The organism is Rhabdothermincola sediminis, assembly GCF_014805525.1.
Classification (GTDB): Bacteria; Actinomycetota; Acidimicrobiia; order Acidimicrobiales; family Acidimicrobilacustridaceae; genus Rhabdothermincola; species Rhabdothermincola sediminis.
Window position 1 is genome coordinate 203,527 of sequence record NZ_JACFSZ010000004.1, and the last position, 19,693, is coordinate 223,219.

21 protein-coding genes are annotated in these 19,693 nt (G+C 71.0%); 8 read left to right on the top strand and 13 right to left on the bottom strand.

The features are described 5' to 3' along the window. Nucleotides 1-177: 177 nt before the first annotated feature. Nucleotides 178-630: a hypothetical protein gene (locus tag HZF19_RS05025; RefSeq protein WP_208027657.1), complete on the top strand. Its 453-nt coding sequence runs from the start codon at nt 178-180 to the stop codon at nt 628-630. Nucleotides 631-756: 126 nt separating this feature from the next. After that, nucleotides 757-2,295: an arylsulfatase gene (locus tag HZF19_RS05030; protein WP_208027658.1), complete on the top strand. Its 1,539-nt coding sequence runs from the start codon at nt 757-759 to the stop codon at nt 2,293-2,295. A gap of 57 nt (nt 2,296-2,352) precedes the next feature. Here HZF19_RS05030 and HZF19_RS05035 read toward each other — a convergent pair whose 3' ends face one another. The 3 genes from HZF19_RS05035 to HZF19_RS05045 form a co-directional block, all read right to left on the bottom strand. Next, nucleotides 2,353-2,580 (bottom strand): hypothetical protein, encoded by a 228-nt coding sequence (locus tag HZF19_RS05035; protein WP_208027659.1) that lies wholly within the window; start codon nt 2,578-2,580, stop codon nt 2,353-2,355. Between the two features lie 88 nt (nt 2,581-2,668). Next, on the bottom strand, nt 2,669-3,778 hold the full coding sequence (locus HZF19_RS05040) for a lysylphosphatidylglycerol synthase transmembrane domain-containing protein (RefSeq protein ID WP_208027660.1): 1,110 nt from the start codon (nt 3,776-3,778) through the stop codon (nt 2,669-2,671). A gap of 48 nt (nt 3,779-3,826) precedes the next feature. Beyond that, on the bottom strand, nt 3,827-4,651 hold the full coding sequence (locus HZF19_RS05045) for a PIG-L deacetylase family protein (RefSeq protein ID WP_208027661.1): 825 nt from the start codon (nt 4,649-4,651) through the stop codon (nt 3,827-3,829). Nucleotides 4,652-4,769: 118 nt separating this feature from the next. On the opposite strand from HZF19_RS05045, the gene HZF19_RS05050 reads away from it, so the two are divergent. Beyond that, complete coding sequence (locus HZF19_RS05050; protein WP_208027662.1) at nt 4,770-5,969, top strand: glycosyltransferase family 4 protein; 1,200 nt, start codon at nt 4,770-4,772, stop codon at nt 5,967-5,969. On the opposite strand, the gene HZF19_RS05055 is transcribed toward HZF19_RS05050, so the two are convergent. The 4 genes from HZF19_RS05055 to HZF19_RS16780 are packed head-to-tail and all read right to left on the bottom strand — an operon-like array spanning nt 5,894 to nt 9,107. Next, complete coding sequence (locus HZF19_RS05055) at nt 5,894-6,805, bottom strand: phosphatase PAP2 family protein (protein ID WP_208027663.1); 912 nt, start codon at nt 6,803-6,805, stop codon at nt 5,894-5,896. The genes HZF19_RS05050 and HZF19_RS05055 overlap by 76 nt on opposite strands. A gap of 33 nt (nt 6,806-6,838) precedes the next feature. Further along, entirely contained in the window at nt 6,839-8,071 is a 1,233-nt protein-coding gene (locus tag HZF19_RS05060) for a PQQ-dependent sugar dehydrogenase (protein WP_208027664.1), read from the bottom strand. Continuing rightward, entirely contained in the window at nt 8,068-8,925 is an 858-nt protein-coding gene (tesB, locus tag HZF19_RS05065) for an acyl-CoA thioesterase II (protein ID WP_208027665.1), read from the bottom strand. Before tesB ends, HZF19_RS05060 begins: the two co-directional genes overlap by 4 nt. A gap of 56 nt (nt 8,926-8,981) precedes the next feature. Further along, nucleotides 8,982-9,107 (bottom strand): hypothetical protein, encoded by a 126-nt coding sequence (locus tag HZF19_RS16780; RefSeq protein WP_268962765.1) that lies wholly within the window; start codon nt 9,105-9,107, stop codon nt 8,982-8,984. 78 nt (nt 9,108-9,185) lie between these two features. Between HZF19_RS16780 and HZF19_RS05070 the strand changes: the two genes are divergently transcribed. From HZF19_RS05070 to HZF19_RS05080, 3 genes are read left to right on the top strand one after another with little or no spacing between them, the layout of a single operon-like run. After that, nucleotides 9,186-10,382: a glycoside hydrolase family 1 protein gene (locus HZF19_RS05070; RefSeq protein WP_208027666.1), complete on the top strand. Its 1,197-nt coding sequence runs from the start codon at nt 9,186-9,188 to the stop codon at nt 10,380-10,382. Nucleotides 10,383-10,430: 48 nt separating this feature from the next. Continuing rightward, on the top strand, nt 10,431-10,949 hold the full coding sequence (locus tag HZF19_RS05075; RefSeq protein WP_208027667.1) for a GtrA family protein: 519 nt from the start codon (nt 10,431-10,433) through the stop codon (nt 10,947-10,949). Nucleotides 10,950-10,970: 21 nt separating this feature from the next. Beyond that, nucleotides 10,971-11,603 carry a class I SAM-dependent methyltransferase gene (locus HZF19_RS05080; RefSeq protein WP_208027691.1) on the top strand — a complete coding sequence of 211 codons (633 nt, stop codon included), beginning with the start codon at nt 10,971-10,973 and terminating at the stop codon, nt 11,601-11,603. A gap of 21 nt (nt 11,604-11,624) precedes the next feature. Here the strand turns inward: HZF19_RS05080 and HZF19_RS05085 are convergent, their stop codons facing one another. From HZF19_RS05085 to HZF19_RS05095, 3 genes are read right to left on the bottom strand one after another with little or no spacing between them, the layout of a single operon-like run. Then, on the bottom strand, nt 11,625-12,704 hold the full coding sequence (locus tag HZF19_RS05085; protein WP_208027668.1) for a prenyltransferase/squalene oxidase repeat-containing protein: 1,080 nt from the start codon (nt 12,702-12,704) through the stop codon (nt 11,625-11,627). After that, the gene (locus HZF19_RS05090) at nt 12,691-13,458 is read right to left on the bottom strand and encodes a class I SAM-dependent methyltransferase (RefSeq protein ID WP_208027669.1); all 768 of its coding nucleotides are present in this window, start codon (nt 13,456-13,458) and stop codon (nt 12,691-12,693) included. Before HZF19_RS05090 ends, HZF19_RS05085 begins: the two co-directional genes overlap by 14 nt. 3 nt (nt 13,459-13,461) lie before the next feature. Continuing rightward, a complete protein-coding gene (locus HZF19_RS05095) occupies nt 13,462-14,841 on the bottom strand; it encodes a glycosyltransferase family 4 protein (protein ID WP_208027670.1) in 1,380 nt (459 codons plus the stop codon). Between the two features lie 152 nt (nt 14,842-14,993). On the opposite strand from HZF19_RS05095, the gene dtd reads away from it, so the two are divergent. Further along, nucleotides 14,994-15,431, top strand: a complete 438-nt coding sequence (dtd, locus tag HZF19_RS05100) for a D-aminoacyl-tRNA deacylase (protein WP_208027671.1) — start codon at nt 14,994-14,996, stop codon at nt 15,429-15,431. On the opposite strand, the gene lnt is transcribed toward dtd, so the two are convergent. After that, entirely contained in the window at nt 15,420-16,940 is a 1,521-nt protein-coding gene (gene lnt, locus HZF19_RS05105) for an apolipoprotein N-acyltransferase (RefSeq protein WP_208027672.1), read from the bottom strand. The two genes, dtd and lnt, sit on opposite strands and share 12 nt — an antisense overlap. A gap of 180 nt (nt 16,941-17,120) precedes the next feature. Between lnt and HZF19_RS05110 the strand changes: the two genes are divergently transcribed. Further along, nucleotides 17,121-17,960 (top strand): SDR family oxidoreductase, encoded by an 840-nt coding sequence (locus tag HZF19_RS05110; protein WP_208027673.1) that lies wholly within the window; start codon nt 17,121-17,123, stop codon nt 17,958-17,960. Nucleotides 17,961-18,009: 49 nt separating this feature from the next. Here the strand turns inward: HZF19_RS05110 and HZF19_RS05115 are convergent, their stop codons facing one another. Then, entirely contained in the window at nt 18,010-18,789 is a 780-nt protein-coding gene (locus HZF19_RS05115) for a class E sortase (RefSeq protein ID WP_208027674.1), read from the bottom strand. A gap of 90 nt (nt 18,790-18,879) precedes the next feature. Continuing rightward, complete coding sequence (locus HZF19_RS05120) at nt 18,880-19,686, bottom strand: metal ABC transporter substrate-binding protein (RefSeq protein ID WP_208027675.1); 807 nt, start codon at nt 19,684-19,686, stop codon at nt 18,880-18,882. Nucleotides 19,687-19,693 lie beyond the last annotated feature (7 nt).

Below are 19,693 nucleotides of genomic sequence, written 5' to 3' on the forward strand. Positions count from 1 at the left end.
CGGGGTGAACTCCGGTCCCTGACAGGCCCGTTCCTAGCCGACCACGCCCACCACCACGTCGGTGCCGGTGCCCTTCGCCGACACGCGGCGTCTACCGGCCCGCCGGTCGGCCGACGACCGGGACCACGACCGGGCAGCACGCGAGCGCCGGGGACGGGATCGTGCTGGACTGTCCCGATGGCGAACGTGGACAAGTACCTGGCCAAGTACCGGTCGATCCTGCAGAAGGCGATCCCCGAGCCGGTGGAGGCCGTGCCGCTGCTGCGGGCGAGCGGTGCCGGGATCGCCGACGCGTTGATGTTCGCCTCGCCGCTGGCGTCGGCCGTGGCCGGGCGCTCGGCCCGCAAGCAGGCCGGCGGCCTTCCCAAGGACATGGCCATCGGGCTGACCGCCACCTCCTTCCACGTGTTCGGGTACAAGCAGAGGGGGATCGGCATCAAGTTGAAGGGCGACCCGATCATCTGGCCCCGCCGGTCGGTGCGCTTCACCCCCACCGGGTCGTCCCCCACCTCACCGGTGACGGTCGAGCTCGCCGAGACCGGGCAACGGATGCAGCTCGAGCAGCCCGTGGTCATCGGCGGTGACATCAACGCGGAGTTCTTCGCCCGGCTCGCCGGCGGTCAGGCCTGACCCTCACCCCGGCCCCCCGGTCACCGCCCCCACCTGCGCCGACCGAACGAGGAGTTGCCTGGCACCGGGAACTACGATCGGTCACCGGCCCCACCTGCCCCGACCGAACAGGAAGGACCCGATCCCATGGCTCATGATCCCGTCGTCGCGGAGACGGTCCGCGAAGCCGACCACCTCGAACCCCGCTTCGTGCTGCCCGACCAGGAGGCGCGGGTGGCGGCGAAGCTCGACGCCTACCGTGGCGCCACCGGCAAGCGACCCAACGTGGTGTTCATCTACTTCGACGACGTCGGTTGGGGCGACTTCGGGTGCTACGGCGGTGGCGTCGCGGTCGGTGCCCCCACGCCCAACATCGATCGGCTGGCTCGGCGTGGCCTGCTGCTGACCTCCTGCTACAGCGAGCCCTCCTGCACGCCGTCGCGGGCGTCGCTGCTGACCGGTCGCCTGCCGATGCGCCACGGCCTGCTGCGCCCACCGATGTACGGCGAACCCGGTGGGCTCGCCGGTGAGATCACCCTCGCGCAGCTGCTGTCCGACGCCGGCTACGTGACCCAGGCGGTCGGCAAGTGGCACATGGGCGAGAACGTCGAGTCCCAGCCCCAGCACGTCGGCTTCGACGACTTCTACGGGTTCCTGTCCGTGTCGGACATGTACACCGAGTGGCGCGACCCCTACTTCTTCCCCGAGATCGTCTACAGCGAGGAACGCACCCGCTGGGTGCAGAACCTGCCGTTCAACAAGTGCTTCGTGCACGCCACCCGCGGCGCCGAGCTCGAGACGGTCGAGGAGGTCACCATCCCGGTGCTGTCGGAGCTCGACGACCGCTGGGCGACCTACTCGCTCGAGTTCATCCGCCGGATGGGGGCCCGGCGCGGCACCCCGGACGAGCAGCCGTGGTTCCTCTACCACTGCACCCGCGGCGCCCACTTCGACAACTACCCCCACGAACGGTTCCTCGGCCGCTCGCCCGCGAAGCACCCCTACAAGGACACGATCATCGAGCTCGACGACATCGTCGGGCGCCTCGTCGCCGAGCTGGAGGCCACCGGCCAGCTCGAAGACACGCTGGTGTTCATCTCCTCCGACAACGGCCCGGAGATGGAGACCTGGCCGGACGCTGCCTACTCGCCGTTCCGCTGCGCCAAGGGCTCCACCTGGGAGGGCGGCCAACGGGTGCCGGGCATCCTCGTGTGGCCGGGCATGATCGACGCCGACCGGGTCAGCGACGGCATCTTCTCCCAGATGGACCTGTTCCCCACGGTGCTGCGACTGGCCGGGGCCGAGGACCGCATCCCCTCGGACCGCTACATCGACGCCGTGGACCAGACGTCGTTCCTGCTCGACGGTGACGGCGTGTCCAACCGCAAGTACCTCTACTACTGGCTGACCTCGGTGTTCTCGGGCCTGCGGGTCGGCGAGTGGAAGTACCTGGTCGCCGCCACCTCCGACGACGACCGTGACGCGCTCAACCTGGGCGGGTTCAGCGGCGTCACCCAGCGCTACACCTACGGGCGGCTCTACAACCTCTACCTCGATCCGAAGGAGACCCGCAGCTACCTCATCCGCAAGCTGGCGTACGTGGAGAGCCTCACCTCCGGCGTCGTCAACCACCTGGCGACCTTCGGCACCTACCCACCGAAGCACCCCATCGCGTCGATGCCTTGAGCCGCCACGCCGGCGCAGGGGGCTCCGGCGTGGCGGGGGACCGGGCCGATGAGACGCTCAGTCGTCGATGAGGCCGAGCACGTCGGCGAACACGGAGGCGTCCCGGGGCAACGCCAGGTGGCCGACGCAGCCCTTCTGGATGTTGGTGGCCCCGGCGAGGGGCGTGCTGTTCGCAGGCCAGATCACAGCGTCGCACCAGGACCACACCGTCGCCCAGCTGACGTCGGCACCCGGGGTCTCGTCGCCGGCGCTGAGCTTGGCCAGGAACGCCGAGCCCGTCGCCATCTCCCGGCAGGACGGCACGACGGCGCTGCACAGCGCTTCGCCGTCCGCTCGTTCGACTGCCAGGAGGGCAGACCGGCACACACGCGGGCTACGAGCGCTGAGTCTGCTGGGAGAGCACCGGGCGGCGCCACGTCGCCTTCATCGCCCACAGCGCCCAGCCCACAGCCCCGAGCGGGATCTCCAAGAGGTAGGTGAAGGCTCGGAACAGGAACACCGCCGCGGCCGAGCCCGCGGGTGGTCCCCCGAAGGCGATGAGCGCCGCCACCGTGCCGGCCTCGACGAACCCGACCCCGCTCGGGGTGATGGCGATGGTGGTGAGCAGGTTGGCGAAGGTGAAGGCGGCCAGCACCTCGATCCATCCCAGCTCGTCGGTGCTCCCCCCACACGCCCGCACGCAGGCCAGCAGCAGGAGGTACTGGCCCAGGGTGTACAGGAGCATCCACGCCGTGAGGCGCTTCCAGCAGGCTCGCAGCAGCCCGATGCTCTGGTGCCGGAAGTCGACCACCGCGGCCCGCAGATCACGTTGCGGGCGCCGTACCAGCCGGGTGACCAGGGTGCCGGCCCGGTCGACGATGGCGCCGACGCGCGACGCCAGATCGTCGCTGCGCAGCACCAGCGCGAACCCCGCGATGCCCACGCCCAGACCTGCCAGGCCGACGCATGTCGGCACGACCAGCCCGCCGGTGGCCTGCCCGTCGACCACGAGCAGGAGCAGCGCCGCGACGGGCAACCCCAGCTTGGTGAAGACGTTCCAGACACCGGTCACGAGGATCGACCGCGTGATGACGCTCGGCGGGAAGCCCCACGACATCCCCATGGCGTAGGTCGCGCCCACCCCCGCCGCGCCACCGAAGGGCACCACGTTGGAGACCGCGCTGCCCCCGAAGTTCAGCACCAGCGCCTGGCTGCGGCGGAGGCCTGGGAGCGCGGCGACCAGGACACCGGTGTAGGTCCACATCACCAGGAACCACAGCATCGTCAGGCCGGCGATCGTGCGTCCATCGAGCTGGGAGAACTGGGACCAGATCTCCGAGTAGTGGGTCTCGCTGATGGCGGGGATGGCGAACGCGAAGATCGCCACCACCGCGGCCAGCGACAGCCCCAGCTCGGCGACGCGCCGCAAGGGGCTCTTGGCCGCCAGCTCGTGCTCGACCAGCTCCGCTGGGACCCTGAGGGCCTCGATGCCCTCAGCGGTCATCTCACTCTCGTCGGGGAGCTCAGCCATGCGACCGGGTAGGTGGGCCCGTCAACCTTCGCCATGCCCGTCCGGGGCGAGCGCGAACAGGTCACGAGCCTCGGTCCCCGGGCGGGCGCGGTCGATGAACCATTCCGTGCCGAAGGCGGCGGCGAACGCCTCGTCGGGCAGCGACAGGAAGACCTGCAGGGTTCGCACGGTGCTGGTGGAGGCGGTCGTCTGGCTCGCGTGGGCCTCCATGGAGGCGCGCTTGCGGTCGAGGAAGCCGTTGACGTCGATCGTGTGGGTGATCTCCTCCGGGGCTGCGTACCAGCGTGAGAGATCGGGCGGCACCACCTCGGGGGGAAGCTCGAAGCCCATCGTCGGGGCGAGCTGCGCGGCGAGCTGCAGCAGCTCGCGGTTGATGGTGGCTTCGAGCACGGACGGCGTGGCCGCCAGCTCGGCGGCGCGCCGCCCCACCTGGTGCACCCGCACGTGGTCGGGGTGCCCGTAGCCCCCGTTGGGGTCGTAGGTGGTGAGGAGGTCGGCGCGCTCCTCGCGGAGGATGCCCGCCAGGCGCTCGGCGGCCTCGTCGAGCGCGGCGGCCACGAAGCTCCCCGGCCCGTGGTCGCCGTCGAGGCCCGAATCCCGGTAGCCGAGGAACTCGAGTCGGTGGACGCCCAGGGCGGCGGCCGAGGCTTCGGTCTCGCACCGCCGCCGCGCCGCCAGGGACTCCCCGGGGTCGAGGAAGTCGGCGCCGACCTCGCCCGCCGCGCCGTCCGTGGCCACCACCAGCACCACCCGATGCCCCTCCGCCACGGCCTTGGCCATCGCCCCCGCGGTCAGCAGTGCCTCGTCGTCGGGGTGGGCGTGGAAGGCGACCAGGGTGCCCGGCATCCCACCAGCATGCATCACGGCGCGGCCGTACGGCGCGAGCCGTGCTCGGGTCATGGCTGCCCGGCCGATTCCGCATCCGCACGGCTACGATCTGGTCGTCCCGGCCCGGAGGTCGCTCGTGTCGCTCCCAGCATCCACGCCCGGCGCGCCCGCATCGCCGGGCGCGCCACTTCGGGTGGGCCTGGTCACCGACTGCTACCTGCCCCAGATCGGCGGCATCGAGATGCAGGTGCACGACCTGGCCCGGCATCTGCAGCGGGCCGGGCACGAGGTGATCGTGATCACCCCGACGGACGGCCCGGCCGAGGTCGACGGGGTGCCGGTGCACCGGCTCGACGTCCCGCTGCTGCCGTTCAGCATCCCGTTCACCCCCAAGACCTTCCGCCTGGTGTCGGGGCTGCTGCGCCAGGAGCGGATCGACGTCGCCCACTTCCACGGCGGTATCGTGTCGCCACTCGCGTACCTCGCTGCTGCGTCGGCACAGGCCCGGGGCATCCCGACGGTGGTCACCACGCACTGCCTGTGGAGCTACGCCACGCCGGTGTTCGCCCTCCTCGACCGGGCCTTCCGGTGGTCGGAGTGGGATGCCGTGCTCTCCGCCGTGAGCGACGTGGCGGCGGCTCCCATCCGCCGTATCACGGGAGGCGGTAGGGACGTGCTGGTGCTCCCGAACGGGATCGACAATCGCTCCTGGCAGGTCGAACCGATCGATACCGACCCGCGGACGGTGACCCTGGTGTCGGTGATGCGGTTGGCGCCGCGGAAGCGACCTCTGCAGCTGCTCAAGATGGTCCGCAAGGTGCGGGCCCGGGCCCCGGAGGTCAGGTTGCGGCTACTGGTCATCGGCGACGGTCCCGAGCGGCCCTCGCTCGAGCGTTACATCCGCACCCAGGGTCTCGGCGACGTGGTGCAGCTGGTGGGCCGGCTCTCCCGCGAGCAGATCCGGCGGGTGTACGCCACCGCGGACGTGTTCGTCGCCCCGGCCAACCTGGAGTCGTTCGGGATCGCGGCGCTCGAGGCTCGATGCGCGGGCCTGCCCGTGGTGGCCAAGGCCCGCACCGGCATCCGGGAGTTCGTGGAGCACGGTCGCGAGGGCCTGCTGGCCCACTCCGACCGGGACATGGTCGACCAGCTCGTGCGGATCGTGCGCGACCGGGAGCTACGGCTGCTCATCGCGAAGAACAACCGGGAGACCCTCGCCCCAGTCGACTGGGAGGACGTCGTGGAGATGAACGTCGCCGCCTACCGGTCCGCGATCGCCGGGTTCACGAGACGCCCCCTCCGCCCGGCGCGGGTGACCAGCCGGGCCACGCCGTAGCCGATGGTGAAGATCACCGCGCCACCCACCGCGTCGAGGAAGTAGTGGTTCCCGGTCGCCACCACCACGAAGGTGGTCGCGATGGGGTAGAGCACGGCGAGGGTGCGCATCCACCACGTGCGCACCCGGGGGAGCAACGCCCCCATACCCCACACGGCCCAACCGCAGTGCAAGCTCGGCATGGCTGCGAACTGGTTCGAGATCTTCTGCATCGCCGGTGACTCGAACGACCAGAACGTGGGGTACTTCACGAGGGTGTCGACGTACCCGAACACCTGCCCGTCACCCATGACGTCGAGCAGCCGGGGTGGCATGAGGGGGAAGGCGGCGAACCCGACGAGGCCCAGCATGGTGCCGATGGCCAGCGTGTTGCGCAGCAGCGGGTAGTCGTCCGGGAAACGGCGGTAGAGCCATACGAGGATCACGATCGACACCCCGATGTAGGCCGATCCGTAGAAGTAGTTGCTGGCGACGATGAGCGTCGTGGACTTGAGGGCCCACTCCTGGATGGTCTTCTCGTGGTAGATGCTGAGCGCTTTCTGCCAGTCGATGATCCGTAGCGCGTTCTGGAACGCGGCCGATGGTTTCCCCTCGGAAAGGTTGCGGATCGACTCGTAGACCACGTACAGCGTGGCGACGATCAGCAGCTCCCGCCACCAGTACAGGGTCGACCCGTCGCGCAGGCGGGTGCCGTGCCGCCGCCGCGGCGGGATCTGCTCATCCCCGGTGTGTTCCGGAGCATCACCCGCGGGGACGCGGTGGGCGGCGCCGTGCCGATCCGCGTGTGCTCGCTCGGTGGCGTGATCTGCCCGTGATGCGGTCTCCTCTGGCCCCATACCGTCCCCCGGTGTGGGAAGCTCCTCCGTCGGTCACGCCGGTTCGATCCGGTACACGGTACCGGCCGTGGACAGCACGTAGAGCTCGCCGTCCCTGTCCTCCCCGAACGATGACAGCGAGCGTGGTGCGACCGAGACCCCGAGACCGCGCTCGTCAAGGAGCTGCCCGCCAGAGGCCAGCAAGCCCCGCACCACAGCGCGGCAGTAGTCGCCGAACACGTACGCCCCCGCGAGACCGGGGATGGCGGTCCCCCGGTACACGTAGCCCCCGGTGATCGAGCAGCTCCCGTCGCTGTGGTCGTACTCGAAGATGGGGTCGACCAGCCCCTCGGGAGGATCGCCGCGGAAGCTGTGGGTCCCTTCTTTGAACGCCCAGCCCAGGTTGGCGCCCCGGCCCGCCCCGCCGGTGGCGGGCAACCAGTCGATCTCCTCGATCTCGTTCTGACCGACGTCGGCCACCCAGAGGTCGCCGGTCTCACGGTCGAAGCTGAAGCGCCACGGGTTCCGCACCCCGTACAGCCAGATCTCCGGCCGGCCACCCCCGGCGGCGAAGGGGTTGTCGGCGGGGATGCGGTAGGGCTGGGCGGCGTCGGGAGTGGGGTCGATCCGGAGGATCTTGCCGAGGAGGGTGTCGAGGTTCTGGCCGTTGTCCTGCGGGTCACCTGCACCGCCACCGTCGCCGACGCCGATGTAGAGGTAGCCGTCCGGGCCGAAGGCCAGCTGGCCTCCGTTGTGGTTGCGGTTCGGCTGCGGGATGCGCAGCAGCTCCCTCGCCCTCGAGCTATCGGCCCGCTCGCCGGACATCGGGTAGGCGACGATGTGGGTCGAGTCGTCGTTCGCGTCCGTGTAGTCGACGTACAGCGTCGACCCGTCGGGGGAGAAGGCCAGGCCCAGCAGGCCCTGCTCGCCGCGGGCGCGGGTTTCCTCGCTCAGGTCGAGCACCGGCGTGTGGTCGACCTCGTGGTGGACTGCATCGTCGCGGCGGGTCACCCGGATGTGGCGCACGACGCCGCCCTGCTCCGCCACGTAGAGATCATCCGAGCCGGGACGTGCTGCCATGGCCACCGGCGTGTCGACCTCCGCGACGGGCTGGAGGCGGATCCGCACGCCTTCGAGGCTCGTCGTCTCGTCCGGCGAGGCCGTTCCCGTCGTGGCTCCTTGGAGCTCTCGGGTGGCCGGTGGGCCGGCCTCCTCTCCGCCTGAACAGCCAGTGACGAACAGCACCAGCGCGGCGAGGGCGGCGATGGATGATCGAGCGAGCCTCACCTGCGCATCACCCGGATCAGGCCCTCCTGGACCACCGACACCGCGAGGACACCGTCGCGGGTGTAGATCGAACCGCGAGCCAGCCCCCGACCACCCGACGCCGACGGCGTGTCCTGCACGTACAGCAGCCACTCGTCGGCCCGGAACGGTCGGTGGAACCACATCGCGTGGTCGAGGCTAGCCATGAAGATCTCGTCGTCGAGCGCGCCCACCGCGTGGGGGAGCAGGGACGTGTCGAGCAAGGTCATGTCGCTGGCATAGGTGACCACGCAGGCGTGCAGGACCGGGTCGTCAGGCAGAGCACCGTCCGCTCGGAGCCACACCCGCTGGTAGGGGGGCAGCGGTCGGGTGCGGTCCCCGGGCTCCCAGTCGCAGTTGCGGGTGTCGATCGGCCGGTCACGGTGGTAGTCGTCGCCCATCAGCTCGGCCCACGCCGCCCAGCGCTGTTTGAAGTCGGGGAGGGATTCGGGGTCGGGCAGGTCGGCGGGCATCGGTGCCTGGTGGTCGAACCCGTCCTCGGCCACGTGGAACGACGCCTGCAGGTTGAAGATCGCCCGCCCGTGCTGGATGGCTACCACCCGGCGGGTGGCGAAGGACCGACCGTCCCGGATCCGGTCGACGTCGTAGAGGATCGGGATCGTGGGATCACCGGGGCGCAGGAAGTACGCGTGGAGGGAGTGCACGGCTCGGAGCGGGTCGACCGTGCGGGCCGCGGCCACGAGGGCTTGGCCAGCGACCTGGCCCCCGAAGACCCGCTGGCGGGCCACCTCCGGGCTGCGCCCACGGAAGATGTTGACCTCGATCGATTCGAGGTCGAGCAGGCGGATGAGCTCGTCGACGGCTTCCTGTCCCATGGGCGCCGATCATTCCACGGCCCGACACCCGCGGTTCATCATCGCATCGGCCTCGTTCACCACGGATTCGACTCGGGATGCTTGGGTAGCCGGCCATGGAGGCCGAGCGCGTTCCCCGCGTCGTCCGTGACGTCCCGAGCCGAGCTGACCGGCGCTTCGACCGCGTCACCGCTGGTGGTCACCGCGGAGCAGCTGTCGCGGCTACTCCCCGCCTGGGTGTGACGGCGGCCCGCGCGGGCCGGGGGCTAGCCTGCCCGTCCATGCGACGCTTCCCCGAAGGGTTCCGTTGGGGTACCGCCACCGCCGCGCATCAGGTGGAGGGCAACAACGTCAACAACGACTGGTGGGAGTGGGAGCATCGAGAGGGCACCGTGTGCGTGGAACCGAGCGGTGACGCCTGCGACCAGTACCACCGCTATCCCGAGGACCTCCGGCTGCTCAGCGCGCTCGGTTTCGACAACTACCGGTTCTCGGTGGAGTGGAGCCGCATCGAGCCCGAGGAAGGCGCGTTCTCGAAGGCGGCGCTCGACCACTACCGCCGAGTCTGCGCCGAGTGCCTCGCCAACGACCTCCAGCCCGTGGTCACCTTCCACCACTTCACCACCCCTCGCTGGGCGGCGAACGACGGTGGCTGGCACGACGCGCGGATCGTCGACCGGTTCGCGCGCTTCTGCGAACGTACCGTCGAACATCTCGGCGACCTCATCGGTCGGGCCTGCACGATCAACGAGCCCAACGTGGTCTCCTACATCGGCTACCAGGTGGGCGTGTTCCCCCCGGGCATCCTCGACGCGGACCTCTGGCGGGCGAGCTACGAGAACATGATCGCCGCGCACCGGAGGAGCTATGAGGTGCTCAAAGCCGGGCGGGGCGAGTTCCCGGTGGGGTTGACGTTGTCGATGAGCGACTACCAGCCCGTCCCCGCGGACGACGAGAAGGCGATCGCCACCCGCGACACCATCCGCTACTTCGCCGAGGACGTCTTCCTCGAGTCCTGCCGGGGTGACGACTTCATCGGGGTGCAGACCTACAGCCGAACCCGCGTCGGGCCCGATGGGCAGCTCGGTCCCGAGGAGGGCGTGCCGGTGCTGGTGATGGGCTACGAGTACTACCCGGAGTCGCTGGCGGCGACGATCCGCCGTGCCTGGGAGGTCACCGAGCACGTGCCGGTGCTGGTCACGGAGAACGGCATCGGCACCGACGACGACGAGCAACGCCGACGCTACGTGGAGCGGGCCCTCCACGGCGTGCTCGACTGCCTCGACGAGGGGATCGAGGTGCTCGGCTACACCTACTGGAGTCTGCTCGACAACTTCGAGTGGGCCTTCGGGTATGGGCCCCGCTTCGGGCTGGTCGAGGTCGACCGCCGCACCCAGGAGCGGCGGGTCAAGCCCAGCGCGTACTGGCTGTCGAGCGTGGTACAGGCCAACGCCCTCAGCGACGGGTCGCACGGCTGACCTGGCTGGCTGTCACCTCCCGGCCTGGTCCCACTAGCCTCTCGCCCGATGGCTGCCTCCACCACAGCCCTGCAGGACGCCCTGCAGAAGGTCCGCACCCATGGCCTCAAGTACTCCGCGGTGTCGGTCGTCAACGTCATCGTCGGGCAGGGCCTGCTCGTCTTCTTCAGTGCCATCCTCGGTCTACGACCGGCACCGTCGAACGTGCTGGCGGTGTGCATCAGCGCCGTGCCCGCCTACTACCTGTCGCGGGCCTGGGTCTGGGGCAAGAGCGGCAAGAGCCACCTCACCAAGGAGGTCCTGCCGTTCTGGGGGTTCGCGCTCGCCGGTCTGGTCCTCTCCACCGGCGCGGTGTGGACCGCGACCCACGTCACCGGGATCGCCGACATCCCTGCGGATCAGCGCAGCCTGGTCGAGAAGCTGGTGCCGAACTTCGCCAACATCCTCGCCTTCGGGGTGCTGTGGGTGGTCAAGTTCTTCGTGCTCGACGCGTACATGTTCGGCAAGCACCACCACGGCCCGGTCGACGGTCGCGACGGCGGCCTCGACGAGCCGGCGCCGGCGTGACCTGGCGATCACCCCGGCATGATGGACCCTGACCTGCGAGGCCTGGCTGAGCGGGCCCGGGGGTTCATGCCACCCGACGAGGGTCTCGCGCTCCACGAGGCCGCTCTGTCGGTGCCCGCGGGCGGCTCGGCGATGCTCGAGGTGGGCAGCTACTGTGGGAAGTCGGCCATCTACCTCGGGGCCGCAGCCCGCGAGCGTCGCACGGTGCTCTTCGCCCTCGACCACCACCGCGGCTCGGAAGAGAACCAGCCCGGATGGGAGTGGCACGAACCCGACCTGGTCGATCCCGCGGTCGGGATGATCGACACCCTGCCGTGGTTCCGCCGCACCATCCACGAAGCCGGCCTCGAGCGGCATGTGATCGCCCTGGTGGGCGACTCCGCCACCGTGGGCCGCTACTGGGCCAGCCCCCTGTCGCTGCTGTTCATCGACGGTGGGCACGGCGAAGAGCCGGCTCACCGCGACTACGAGACCTGGACGCCGCACGTGGAGCCGGGCGGCCTGCTCGCCATCCACGACGTGTTCCCCGACCCCGCGGACGGCGGGCGGCCCCCGTACGAGATCTACCGGCGCGCCCTCGGATCGGGAGACTTCGACGAGGTCGGCGCTACCGGATCGCTCCGGGTGCTGCGACGCCGCTCCGGCGACGGCTGACCGAGGGCGCGGCGACCGGCGTCAGTCGCGGGAAGGGTCGGCGACGTCGGCGGTCGTGATCAACGGCGGGAGCAGGTCGTGGTCGACGAACAGCGACGATGCCTTCGACGTGCCGGCGAGTGCGTCGGCGGCGAGCACGATGGACGCCGCGGTGTAGGTGGTCTTCTCGTCACCGGGGAAGTGCACCATCTCCGGGAACACGACACCGGTCCAGTAGTGCCCGTCGTCGGCTCGCAGGCCCTGCGCCCACTCGAAGAGGGTGATCGCCAGCTCGCGCTCGCCGATCGAGAGGTACGCGAGGAGGCACTCGCAGGTCTCCGCGGCGGTGATCCAGGGCCGGTCGCTCACGCAGCGCACCCCGAGGTCCTCGACCAGGAACGTGTCGCGCCGGGACTCGAGCCGCTCCCGGCCCTCCTCGCCGGTGAGCACGCCCGCGAGCACCGGGTAGTACCAGTCCATCGCCCAGCGGTGTTTCGGGGCGAACGCATCCGGCAGCTCGCCGCGGACGTGGGCCCGGATCACATCCGCGAGCCGGCCGGCGCTCAGCTCCCAGTCAGGGCGCTCATGCCCCAGCAGCTCGGCGAGGGCGATGGCACAGCGCAGGCTGTGGCACATGCTCGAGCTGCCGGTGAGCAGGGCGAACGACCACGGGGTGCCGTCCGCGTGGCGAGCCCAGATGATCTCGCCCCGCGCGGTCTGCAGGTCGAGCACGAAGTCGATTGCCCGCTCCACCACCGGCCACATGGCCTCCACGAACCCGCGGTCGCCGAAGAGCAGCCAGTGGTGCCAGACCCCGGTGGCCACGTAGGCGATGGTGTTGGCGTCGAGCTTGTCCTGCTCGATGCCCTCCGCCAGGTAGTACTGGTGCCACGACCCGTCGGGCCTCTGCTTGGAGACCAGCCAGTCGTAGGCCCGTTCTGCCTGCTCGCGACGGTCGCCGAGCGCGAGGGCCATGGCGGCCTCCACGTGGTTCCACGGATCGGCGTGCCCACCCGGGAACCAGGGGATCATCCCGTTGGGGAGTTGCCAGGAGGCGATCGCGTCCACGGTGTCGTGCACCTGGCGGGCGGAGAGGATCCCGGGAACGTCAGGCGCCGGCATGGGACAGCTCCCGTGTGGTGGTCGAGCGGTGGACGCGGACGGGTTTCGTCGCGTAGACGACGAGACTCTTGCCGAGCACCGGGTTGAGGATCTGCTCTGGTAGCCGCGTGAGCAGCGGTCGCTCAGCGATGTCCCAGACCAGCAGGCGGTTGTACAGCTTGACCAAGGGGAAGTCGTCGTTGCGGGGGCCGACCGCGCACTTGAGCCACCAGTAGGGGGAGTGCAGGGCGTGCGCCTTGTGGGATGCGCCCGGGGCCAGGCCGGCGCTGGCCATCTTCGCCCGCAGCTCACCTTCCGAGTAGATGCGGATGTGCCCGCCGGCGGCCTTCGGGGCGTGGTACTCGTCGGAGAGCAGCCAGCAGATCCGCTCCGGCAGCTCGCTCGGGATGGTCACGGCGATGGCGCCGCCGGGTCGGAGCACCCGCACCAGCTCACGCAGCGCGGCCACGTCGTCGGGGATGTGCTCCATGACCTCGGAGGCGATGACCCGGTCGAAGGTGTCGTCGGGGAACGGCAGTCGGGTGGCATCGCCGTTGACGGTCACCGCCATGCCGTCGGGGGGAGCCTCGCCCGCCAGGGTCATCGCTTCGAACAGGGCTCGCACCTGCTCCAGCTCGGGCACCGCCATGTCGCAGGCCACGACTCGCGCCCCCCGTCGCAGGCCCTCGAAGGCATGCCGCCCGAAACCGCAGCCCAGGTCGAGCAGCAACTCCCCCGCGCGCAGGCCCAGGCGGTCGTAGTCGACGGTCAGCATGGGCTAGCGCTCGCTCCCCGGGCGCCCCGCCCGTGCTCGCCGGTACCTCGGGGCGCTCGCTGCGCCGCCGGGGCGGCGGGCCTGGATGTGCGCGGTCTCGGCCAGCAGGGCCCGGTACTGCTCGACGGTGCCGATCGCGGTGTGCCGCCAGGTCCACCGGTCGATCACCCGCTGTCGGCCGCGGGCACCGACCGCGGCACGCAGCTCGGGGTTGTCCAGCGCCTCGCGGATCCTCGCCGCCAGGGCGTCGCTGTCGCCGGGCGGGACCAGCAGCGCCGTGTCGCCGTCTCCGCCGACGACCTCGGGGAGCGCGCCTCCGGTCGTGGCCACCAGCGGCACGCCGCAGGACATGGCCTCGATCGCCGGGAGCGAGAACCCCTCGTAGAGCGAGGGGACCACGGCCAGTTCTGCTTCGGAGTAGAGCTCGATGATCCGCTCTTCGGGCACGCCGGTGACGAAGGTGACGGCATCGCGCAGGCCCAGCTCGTCGATCGTGCGAGCCGAGGGGCCACCTTCCTTCAAACGGCCGATCACCACCAGCTCGACGTGGCGCTCGGTGCGCAGCTTGGCCAGGGCCTCGAGCAAGTACCGCAGGCCCTTCATCGTCACGTCCGCGCTGGCGGTGGTGATCAGTCGGCCGGGGACCCGCCGCACGTCGGGCAGCGGACGGAAGAGGTCCTGGTCGACCCCCACGGGGACCACGTGCATGCGCTCGAGCGGCACCTTGTGGTCGGTGTGGATGTCGTTGTTCGAGTTCTGCGAGACCGTGAGCACGCGAGTCATCCGCGACGCCACCCGGGTCTGCATCTTGGTGAACGCGTACCAGCGAGCCTTGGCGAAGCGCTGCCACGCGGTCTCCGCGTGCTCCATCTCGAGCCGGCGGTCGACGGTGATGGGATGGTGGATGGTGGCCAGCACCGGCAGCCCCAGCCGTTCGATGCCCAGCAGGCCGTAGCCGAGGCACTGGTTGTCCTGTACCAGGTCGAAGTCGTTCACCCGCTTGCGGAGGTGCTGGAACGCCCGGATCGAGAAGGCGAGGGGCTCGGGGAACGTGCCCATCGAGAACGCGGTCACCTCGACGAAGTCGCCGAGGGTCTTGAGCTCCCAGATGCCCGGCATCCGCATCGGGAAGTGGTCGTTGTAGATGTCGAGGCTGGGGAGCTCCACCAGCGGGACCCGCTCGTCGAGGATCGGGTAGGGCTGGCCGCCGAGGACCTCCACGTGGTGTCCGAGGTCGGTGAGGGCCTTCGTGAGATGACGGGTGTAGACCCCCTGCCCGCCGACGTGCGGCTTGCCCCGGTAGGCGAGGAACGCGATGGACAGCGGGAGGTCGCCGTCGGCGGCGCGCTCGCCGCGCCGCGATGCCCCGTTCCCCGGCTGCATAAGGTCCCCGAGTCTCATAGCCTCTGACCGATCGGTCAAGTGCGCCGGGCGGACAGTGACGGCGGTCACACTCGTTGCCTGGAAGCGGGTCGCTGAACCACCGCCCCCGGGCGGTCAGGGGCGGCACGGGACCCCGACGGAGGGACGATCAGGTGCGTGCAGTCGTGCAGCGGGTGACACGGGCGCAGGTCGCCGTGGCCGGCCAGGTGGTGGGCCGGATCGGCGCGGGGCTGTGCGTCCTGGTGGGGGTGACCCACGACGACGACCGAGCCTCCGCGGCGAAGCTGGCCTCGAAGCTGTGGACGCTGCGGATCATGGCCGACGACCACGGGGTGATGAACCTCTCGATCGCCGAGACGACCCGCGAGGTGCTCGTCATCAGCCAGTTCACGCTCTACGGCGACACCCGCAAGGGCCGCCGGCCGTCGTTCGTCGCCGCGGCTCGGCCCGAGCAGGCCGAGCCACTGGTCGAGGCGGTGGCGGCCGAGCTGCGGTCATTGGGTGCCCGGGTCGAGACCGGTCGGTTCGGGGCCGACATGGCGGTGGAGCTGGTCAACGACGGGCCTGTCACCCTGCTCCTAGAGGTCTGACCCGGCTGGGACCCGTGCCCGGGGCGCGCGCTGCCGCGCCGCTGTCGCCCGGCGGGCCAGCTTGCCCACGACGAGGGCCAGCATCGCGAGCACCACGATGGGGAGCCGACCGAGCCGGATGGCGATCGTCTGTCCTTCTCGGAGCTGGGCGGTGCCCTGCAGGATCCGGGTCTCGCTCACCCCTGAGCGGGTGAGCAGGTCACCATTCGCGTCCACCACCGCGGAGAAGCCGGTGGGTGCGGCTTGCAGCACCCACCGCCCGCTCTCGATCGCCCGCAGCCGCGACGATGCCACCTGCTGGGTCTGTACCTGCGTCAACCAATAGGACGACCCGTTCGTGGGGTTGAGCAGCACGTCGCCGCCGTGCGCGATCCCGTCGCGGACCCGGTCGCTGAAGAAGACCTCCCAGGAGATGGCCACCCCGAACCGCCCGGCTGGGGTGTCGATGGTCGCCGGCTCCACGCCGGGGATCGCGTCCCGAGCGGGCAGGCCGGCCCCCTGCCCCGCCAGCAGCTCGATGAGCCCGCGCATCGGCACATACTCCCCGAACGGGACCCGGCGGACCTTGTCGTAGCGGTCGCCGTAGGTGCCATCGGGGTTCACCACCATCGACGCGTTGCGGAAGTGCTCCGGGCCGTCACCTTCGGTGGCACCGACCACGAGCGTGGTGCCGAGCTGGCGGGCGAGCGCCGACAGCTCCCGACCCTCGGCGCTGCCAGGGAGGTCGCCTTCGACGCTGACCACGTTCTCGGGCCAGAGCACGAGATCGACCGGTGTGGTCACCGCTTCGGTGGCGGCGAGGTGCCGTTCGAAGACCTCGCGCTCGTCGGTGTCCGCAGCCCGGGTGCGCTGAGGACCACCGCCTTGAACCACGGCGAAGGTCAGCTCGCCGGTCGGATGGCCCCGGGGGGCGACGGCGGCCAACCCCATCACCGCCACGAGGGCGGCCGCGATGGCACACGCCAGCGCCCACCGGCGCTCCCAGGCGGCGGAGAGGGCGATCCCCCCGACGACCACCAGCGCCGACACGAACAGGTCGGTACCCAGGCGGGCGGTCTGGCCGAGGGGTGCCGCGGCCTGCCCCATGGCCAGCGTGGCCAATGGCACGCCGCCGAAGGGGAAGGTCCACCGGGCGAGCTCGGCCAACGTGATCGCGCCGGGCAGCGCGATCCACCGTCCGGGCGACTGAGGCGGAACCGCCAGCGCGGCGAGGGCGAAGTAGGTGGCGTACGCGGCTTGTGCGATGACGTAGCCGGGCTTGGTGAGGTCCCACATCCACAAGGTGGCCGGGAACAACCAGGCGGCGGCCACCAGCCAGGAGCGAGCGAAGCGGGCCCGGGCGGGCTGGCCGGCGAGCAGGCGGTCCCACAGGGCGACCCCGACGAAGGCGAGCGGCCACCACCCCCACGGCGGCACCGACGCCGCGATGGCGAGCCCCGCCAGCACACCGCGCACCGCGATGCCGGATCGGGTCGCCCACCCGGGGGACGTCCACGGAGGCGAGGTCATCGCCGTCCACTTTCGCGTCGGTGCCCGGACGGTGCACGCCGCCCCTCGCGGTCTGCACGGCTCCTCCCGAGTCGGCCAGCGCTCCCTTCTGCCCGTTCTGGCAGGTCGAACGCGTGCTCTGGCACGCATTCGACCTGCCAGAACGAGGGTGCGGGCCGCGGGCGGTAGGGTCGCTCGCTGATGACCGGACCCGGGCCGCTCGACGTGTTCACCCCTGACCTCTTCGCCGGCCGGGTGGCGCTGGTGACCGGTGGTGGAACCGGGCTGGGTCGGCAGTGCGCCCTGGGGTTCGCCCGGTACGGCGCTGATGTGGTGATCGCCAGCCGTGATCCCGATCACCTGGCGGGGTGCGCGGATGAGATCGAGTGCCTCGGGCGCGGCTGTCTGGCCGTGCCCACCAACATCCGCCAGCCCGCCGAGGTCGAGCGCCTGCGCGACACCGCCTACGAGCAGTTCGGCAAAGTCGACTTCCTGATCAACAACGCCGGCGGGCAGTTCCCCGCTCTGCCCTCCCAGATCTCGGACAACGGCTGGCGGGCCGTCGTGGACCTCAACCTCAACGGCACCTGGAACATGGTGAGCCGGTTCATGGGGCCGATGACCGAGGCCGGGTACGGCTCGATCGTCAACGTGGTGCACGTCTTCTCGTTCGAGCGCGGCGCGCCGATGTTCGTCCATTCCGGCGCGGCCCGGGCCGGGGTCGTGAACCTGACCCGGACCATGGCCCCCTACCTCGGCTACCACGGCGTGACCATCAACGCGCTGGCCCCCGGCACGATCGCCACCGCGGGGATGCACGAGAACGAGGTCGGTCGTCTCGGCTACGACGAGGAGGCCTGGTCCCGCAAGGTGGAGGAGATCGGCCCCATGCGGCGCATGGGGACCGCGGAGGAGATGGCCGCCATCATCCTCTTCCTGTGCTCACCCGCGGCCCGGTTCATCAACGGCGCGGCGATCGTCGCCGACGGGGGCGAGCTCCGGAGCAACTGGCCGACGTTCTTCGAGCGCGGCAGCCTCTGACCGCGCCGGACGCGCTGGCCGGGGTCGGCGCGCGAGCGTCCATCGGTTCCTAGCCCTCCCAGCCGGCGAAGGGATCGGTGGCGGTGGCCACCGGAGGGTCGGTGGCCGGGCGTACCAGCAGCGTGTGGTCCGTCCGGCGGGCCTCGGCGTCGAGGGGAGGGAGGTCTTCCTCCCGGTCCACCGGGCGCCCCTGGTCGTCGAGCAGGCGCAGCTTCGCCACGATGCGCTCCCGGGCGGAGCCGGGTGGGTGGCACGCGAACAGCGTGGCGGTGTGCGCCCAGGACTGGGCGGCGATGTCCACCCACTCGGCGGGCACGGTGATCACCCCCCGCACCTCGTAGACGAAGCGGGCGTCCGCGGTCGTGAGGATCACCCGGTCACCGGCCTCGAGCTCGTTCAGGCGAGCGAAGGGCTTCGAGTAGGTCGTGCGGTGACCAGCGATCACCACGTTGCCGAGGCCTCCCGGCCGGGCGGTCCCCGGCCACCACCCGGGCCCTCGGTTGATCGCCGTCAGGGTCACCCCCCGCTGCACGTCCGCCACCACGCCGAGCTTCGGGATCTCGATGGTGCCCAACACGATCTGGGGGGTGGGGGCGTAGGGGTTGTCCGGGAGCGCCTCGGGGATCGGGAGGCTCGGGCGTTCGGTGGTGACCGCCAGCGTCGGCGCCGGCCGGCCCGCAGACCCCACCACGATGCCGGCCCCGCGGCCCCGGAGGTGGTCGGCCGGCTCGGGCCCGGCCCGCCAGGCGACCGTCGCTCCCGTGAGCACCACCGTGGCGAAGACGCCGACCGGGACGGCGAGGCGGAGACGTCGCGTCCGTTGCCGCATCCCTGCGATTGTCGCGCTCGGGCGGGCTGTGTGGACCGCGAACGCCCCCGGGGTGCCGCGGCACCGCGACGGTCGGGGAGCAGGGTCGGATCAGGTGCCAGCCGTGAGGGCGGTGGCGAGGTTCCGGGCGTCGACCACCAGCAGGCCCGGGAGGGTCTCCGCTCCCGAGCCCGGCGGCCCGAGGGTCGTGGCATAGAGCACCACGTCGGTCGGTTGCCGGCCGTCGCCCGGCGCAGCGATCGACAGCCCGTAGCGGTTGGCGAAGTAGCCCAGGTGGGGGTCGTCGGTGATCAGGCTGCTCACCGCGCCGGCGAGGGGCGCCAGCGCGCCCTGCACCGCTTCGTCCGCGGCCACGAGGTCGCGCTCGACGCGGTCCAGGTTCACCGCGGTCAACACCGCGAACTGCGGCGCCTGCGAGTCCAGCGCGGCGGCGATGGATCGAGCCGCCTGGGCCGCTCGATCGGGATCCATCCAGAACGACGGATCGGGTGCACCGATCTCGGGGGCATCCGGACCGGTCGGCGCAGGCCCCGGCTCGTAGGCGGGCGTCCGGCCGTAGGGCTCCGGGGCCAGGTCCTCGAGCAGGAACAGCACCTTGGTGCCGGTGCGCCGCGCCGCGTCGAGGGCGGGTTGCAGGCCCCGCTCGAACCCACCGCCGACCGCGATCACCAGATCGGCGCCGTCGAGTTGCCGGGCCAGCTCCGCATCACCGGTGAAGGTCCTGGGATCGGCACCGGCCGGCACGACCACCGTCACCTGCGCGCTCGGACCGGCCACCGCGCCGGCCAGCCACCCCACGATGTCGGTGGTGGCGAGCACTCGGAACGTGCGGGGCTCGCTCCTGGCACAGGCCACGGCCACCGTGGCGACGAGGAGCGCGAGCCCGATCACCGCCACCCGCGTC

What these genes read in the sequence shown, in the direction of transcription:
- HZF19_RS05080 (WP_208027691.1), top strand. Translation starts at nt 10,971, where the DNA reads ATGGACCCTGACCTGCGAGGCCTGGCTGAGCGGGCCCGGGGGTTCATG.
- HZF19_RS05040 (WP_208027660.1), bottom strand. Translation starts at nt 3,778, where the DNA reads ATGACCGCTGAGGGCATCGAGGCCCTCAGGGTCCCAGCGGAGCTGGTC.
- HZF19_RS05085 (WP_208027668.1), bottom strand. Translation starts at nt 12,704, where the DNA reads ATGCCGGCGCCTGACGTTCCCGGGATCCTCTCCGCCCGCCAGGTGCAC.
- HZF19_RS05095 (WP_208027670.1), bottom strand. Translation starts at nt 14,841, where the DNA reads ATGCAGCCGGGGAACGGGGCATCGCGGCGCGGCGAGCGCGCCGCCGAC.
- lnt (WP_208027672.1), bottom strand. Translation starts at nt 16,940, where the DNA reads ATGACCTCGCCTCCGTGGACGTCCCCCGGGTGGGCGACCCGATCCGGC.
- HZF19_RS05030 (WP_208027658.1), top strand. Translation starts at nt 757, where the DNA reads ATGGCTCATGATCCCGTCGTCGCGGAGACGGTCCGCGAAGCCGACCAC.
- HZF19_RS05035 (WP_208027659.1), bottom strand. Translation starts at nt 2,580, where the DNA reads ATGGCGACGGGCTCGGCGTTCCTGGCCAAGCTCAGCGCCGGCGACGAG.
- HZF19_RS05045 (WP_208027661.1), bottom strand. Translation starts at nt 4,651, where the DNA reads ATGCCGGGCACCCTGGTCGCCTTCCACGCCCACCCCGACGACGAGGCA.
- HZF19_RS05110 (WP_208027673.1), top strand. Translation starts at nt 17,121, where the DNA reads ATGACCGGACCCGGGCCGCTCGACGTGTTCACCCCTGACCTCTTCGCC.
- tesB (WP_208027665.1), bottom strand. Translation starts at nt 8,925, where the DNA reads ATGGGACAGGAAGCCGTCGACGAGCTCATCCGCCTGCTCGACCTCGAA.
- HZF19_RS05070 (WP_208027666.1), top strand. Translation starts at nt 9,186, where the DNA reads ATGCGACGCTTCCCCGAAGGGTTCCGTTGGGGTACCGCCACCGCCGCG.
- HZF19_RS05025 (WP_208027657.1), top strand. Translation starts at nt 178, where the DNA reads ATGGCGAACGTGGACAAGTACCTGGCCAAGTACCGGTCGATCCTGCAG.
- HZF19_RS05115 (WP_208027674.1), bottom strand. Translation starts at nt 18,789, where the DNA reads ATGCGGCAACGGACGCGACGTCTCCGCCTCGCCGTCCCGGTCGGCGTC.
- HZF19_RS05055 (WP_208027663.1), bottom strand. Translation starts at nt 6,805, where the DNA reads ATGGGGCCAGAGGAGACCGCATCACGGGCAGATCACGCCACCGAGCGA.
- HZF19_RS05090 (WP_208027669.1), bottom strand. Translation starts at nt 13,458, where the DNA reads ATGCTGACCGTCGACTACGACCGCCTGGGCCTGCGCGCGGGGGAGTTG.
- HZF19_RS05075 (WP_208027667.1), top strand. Translation starts at nt 10,431, where the DNA reads ATGGCTGCCTCCACCACAGCCCTGCAGGACGCCCTGCAGAAGGTCCGC.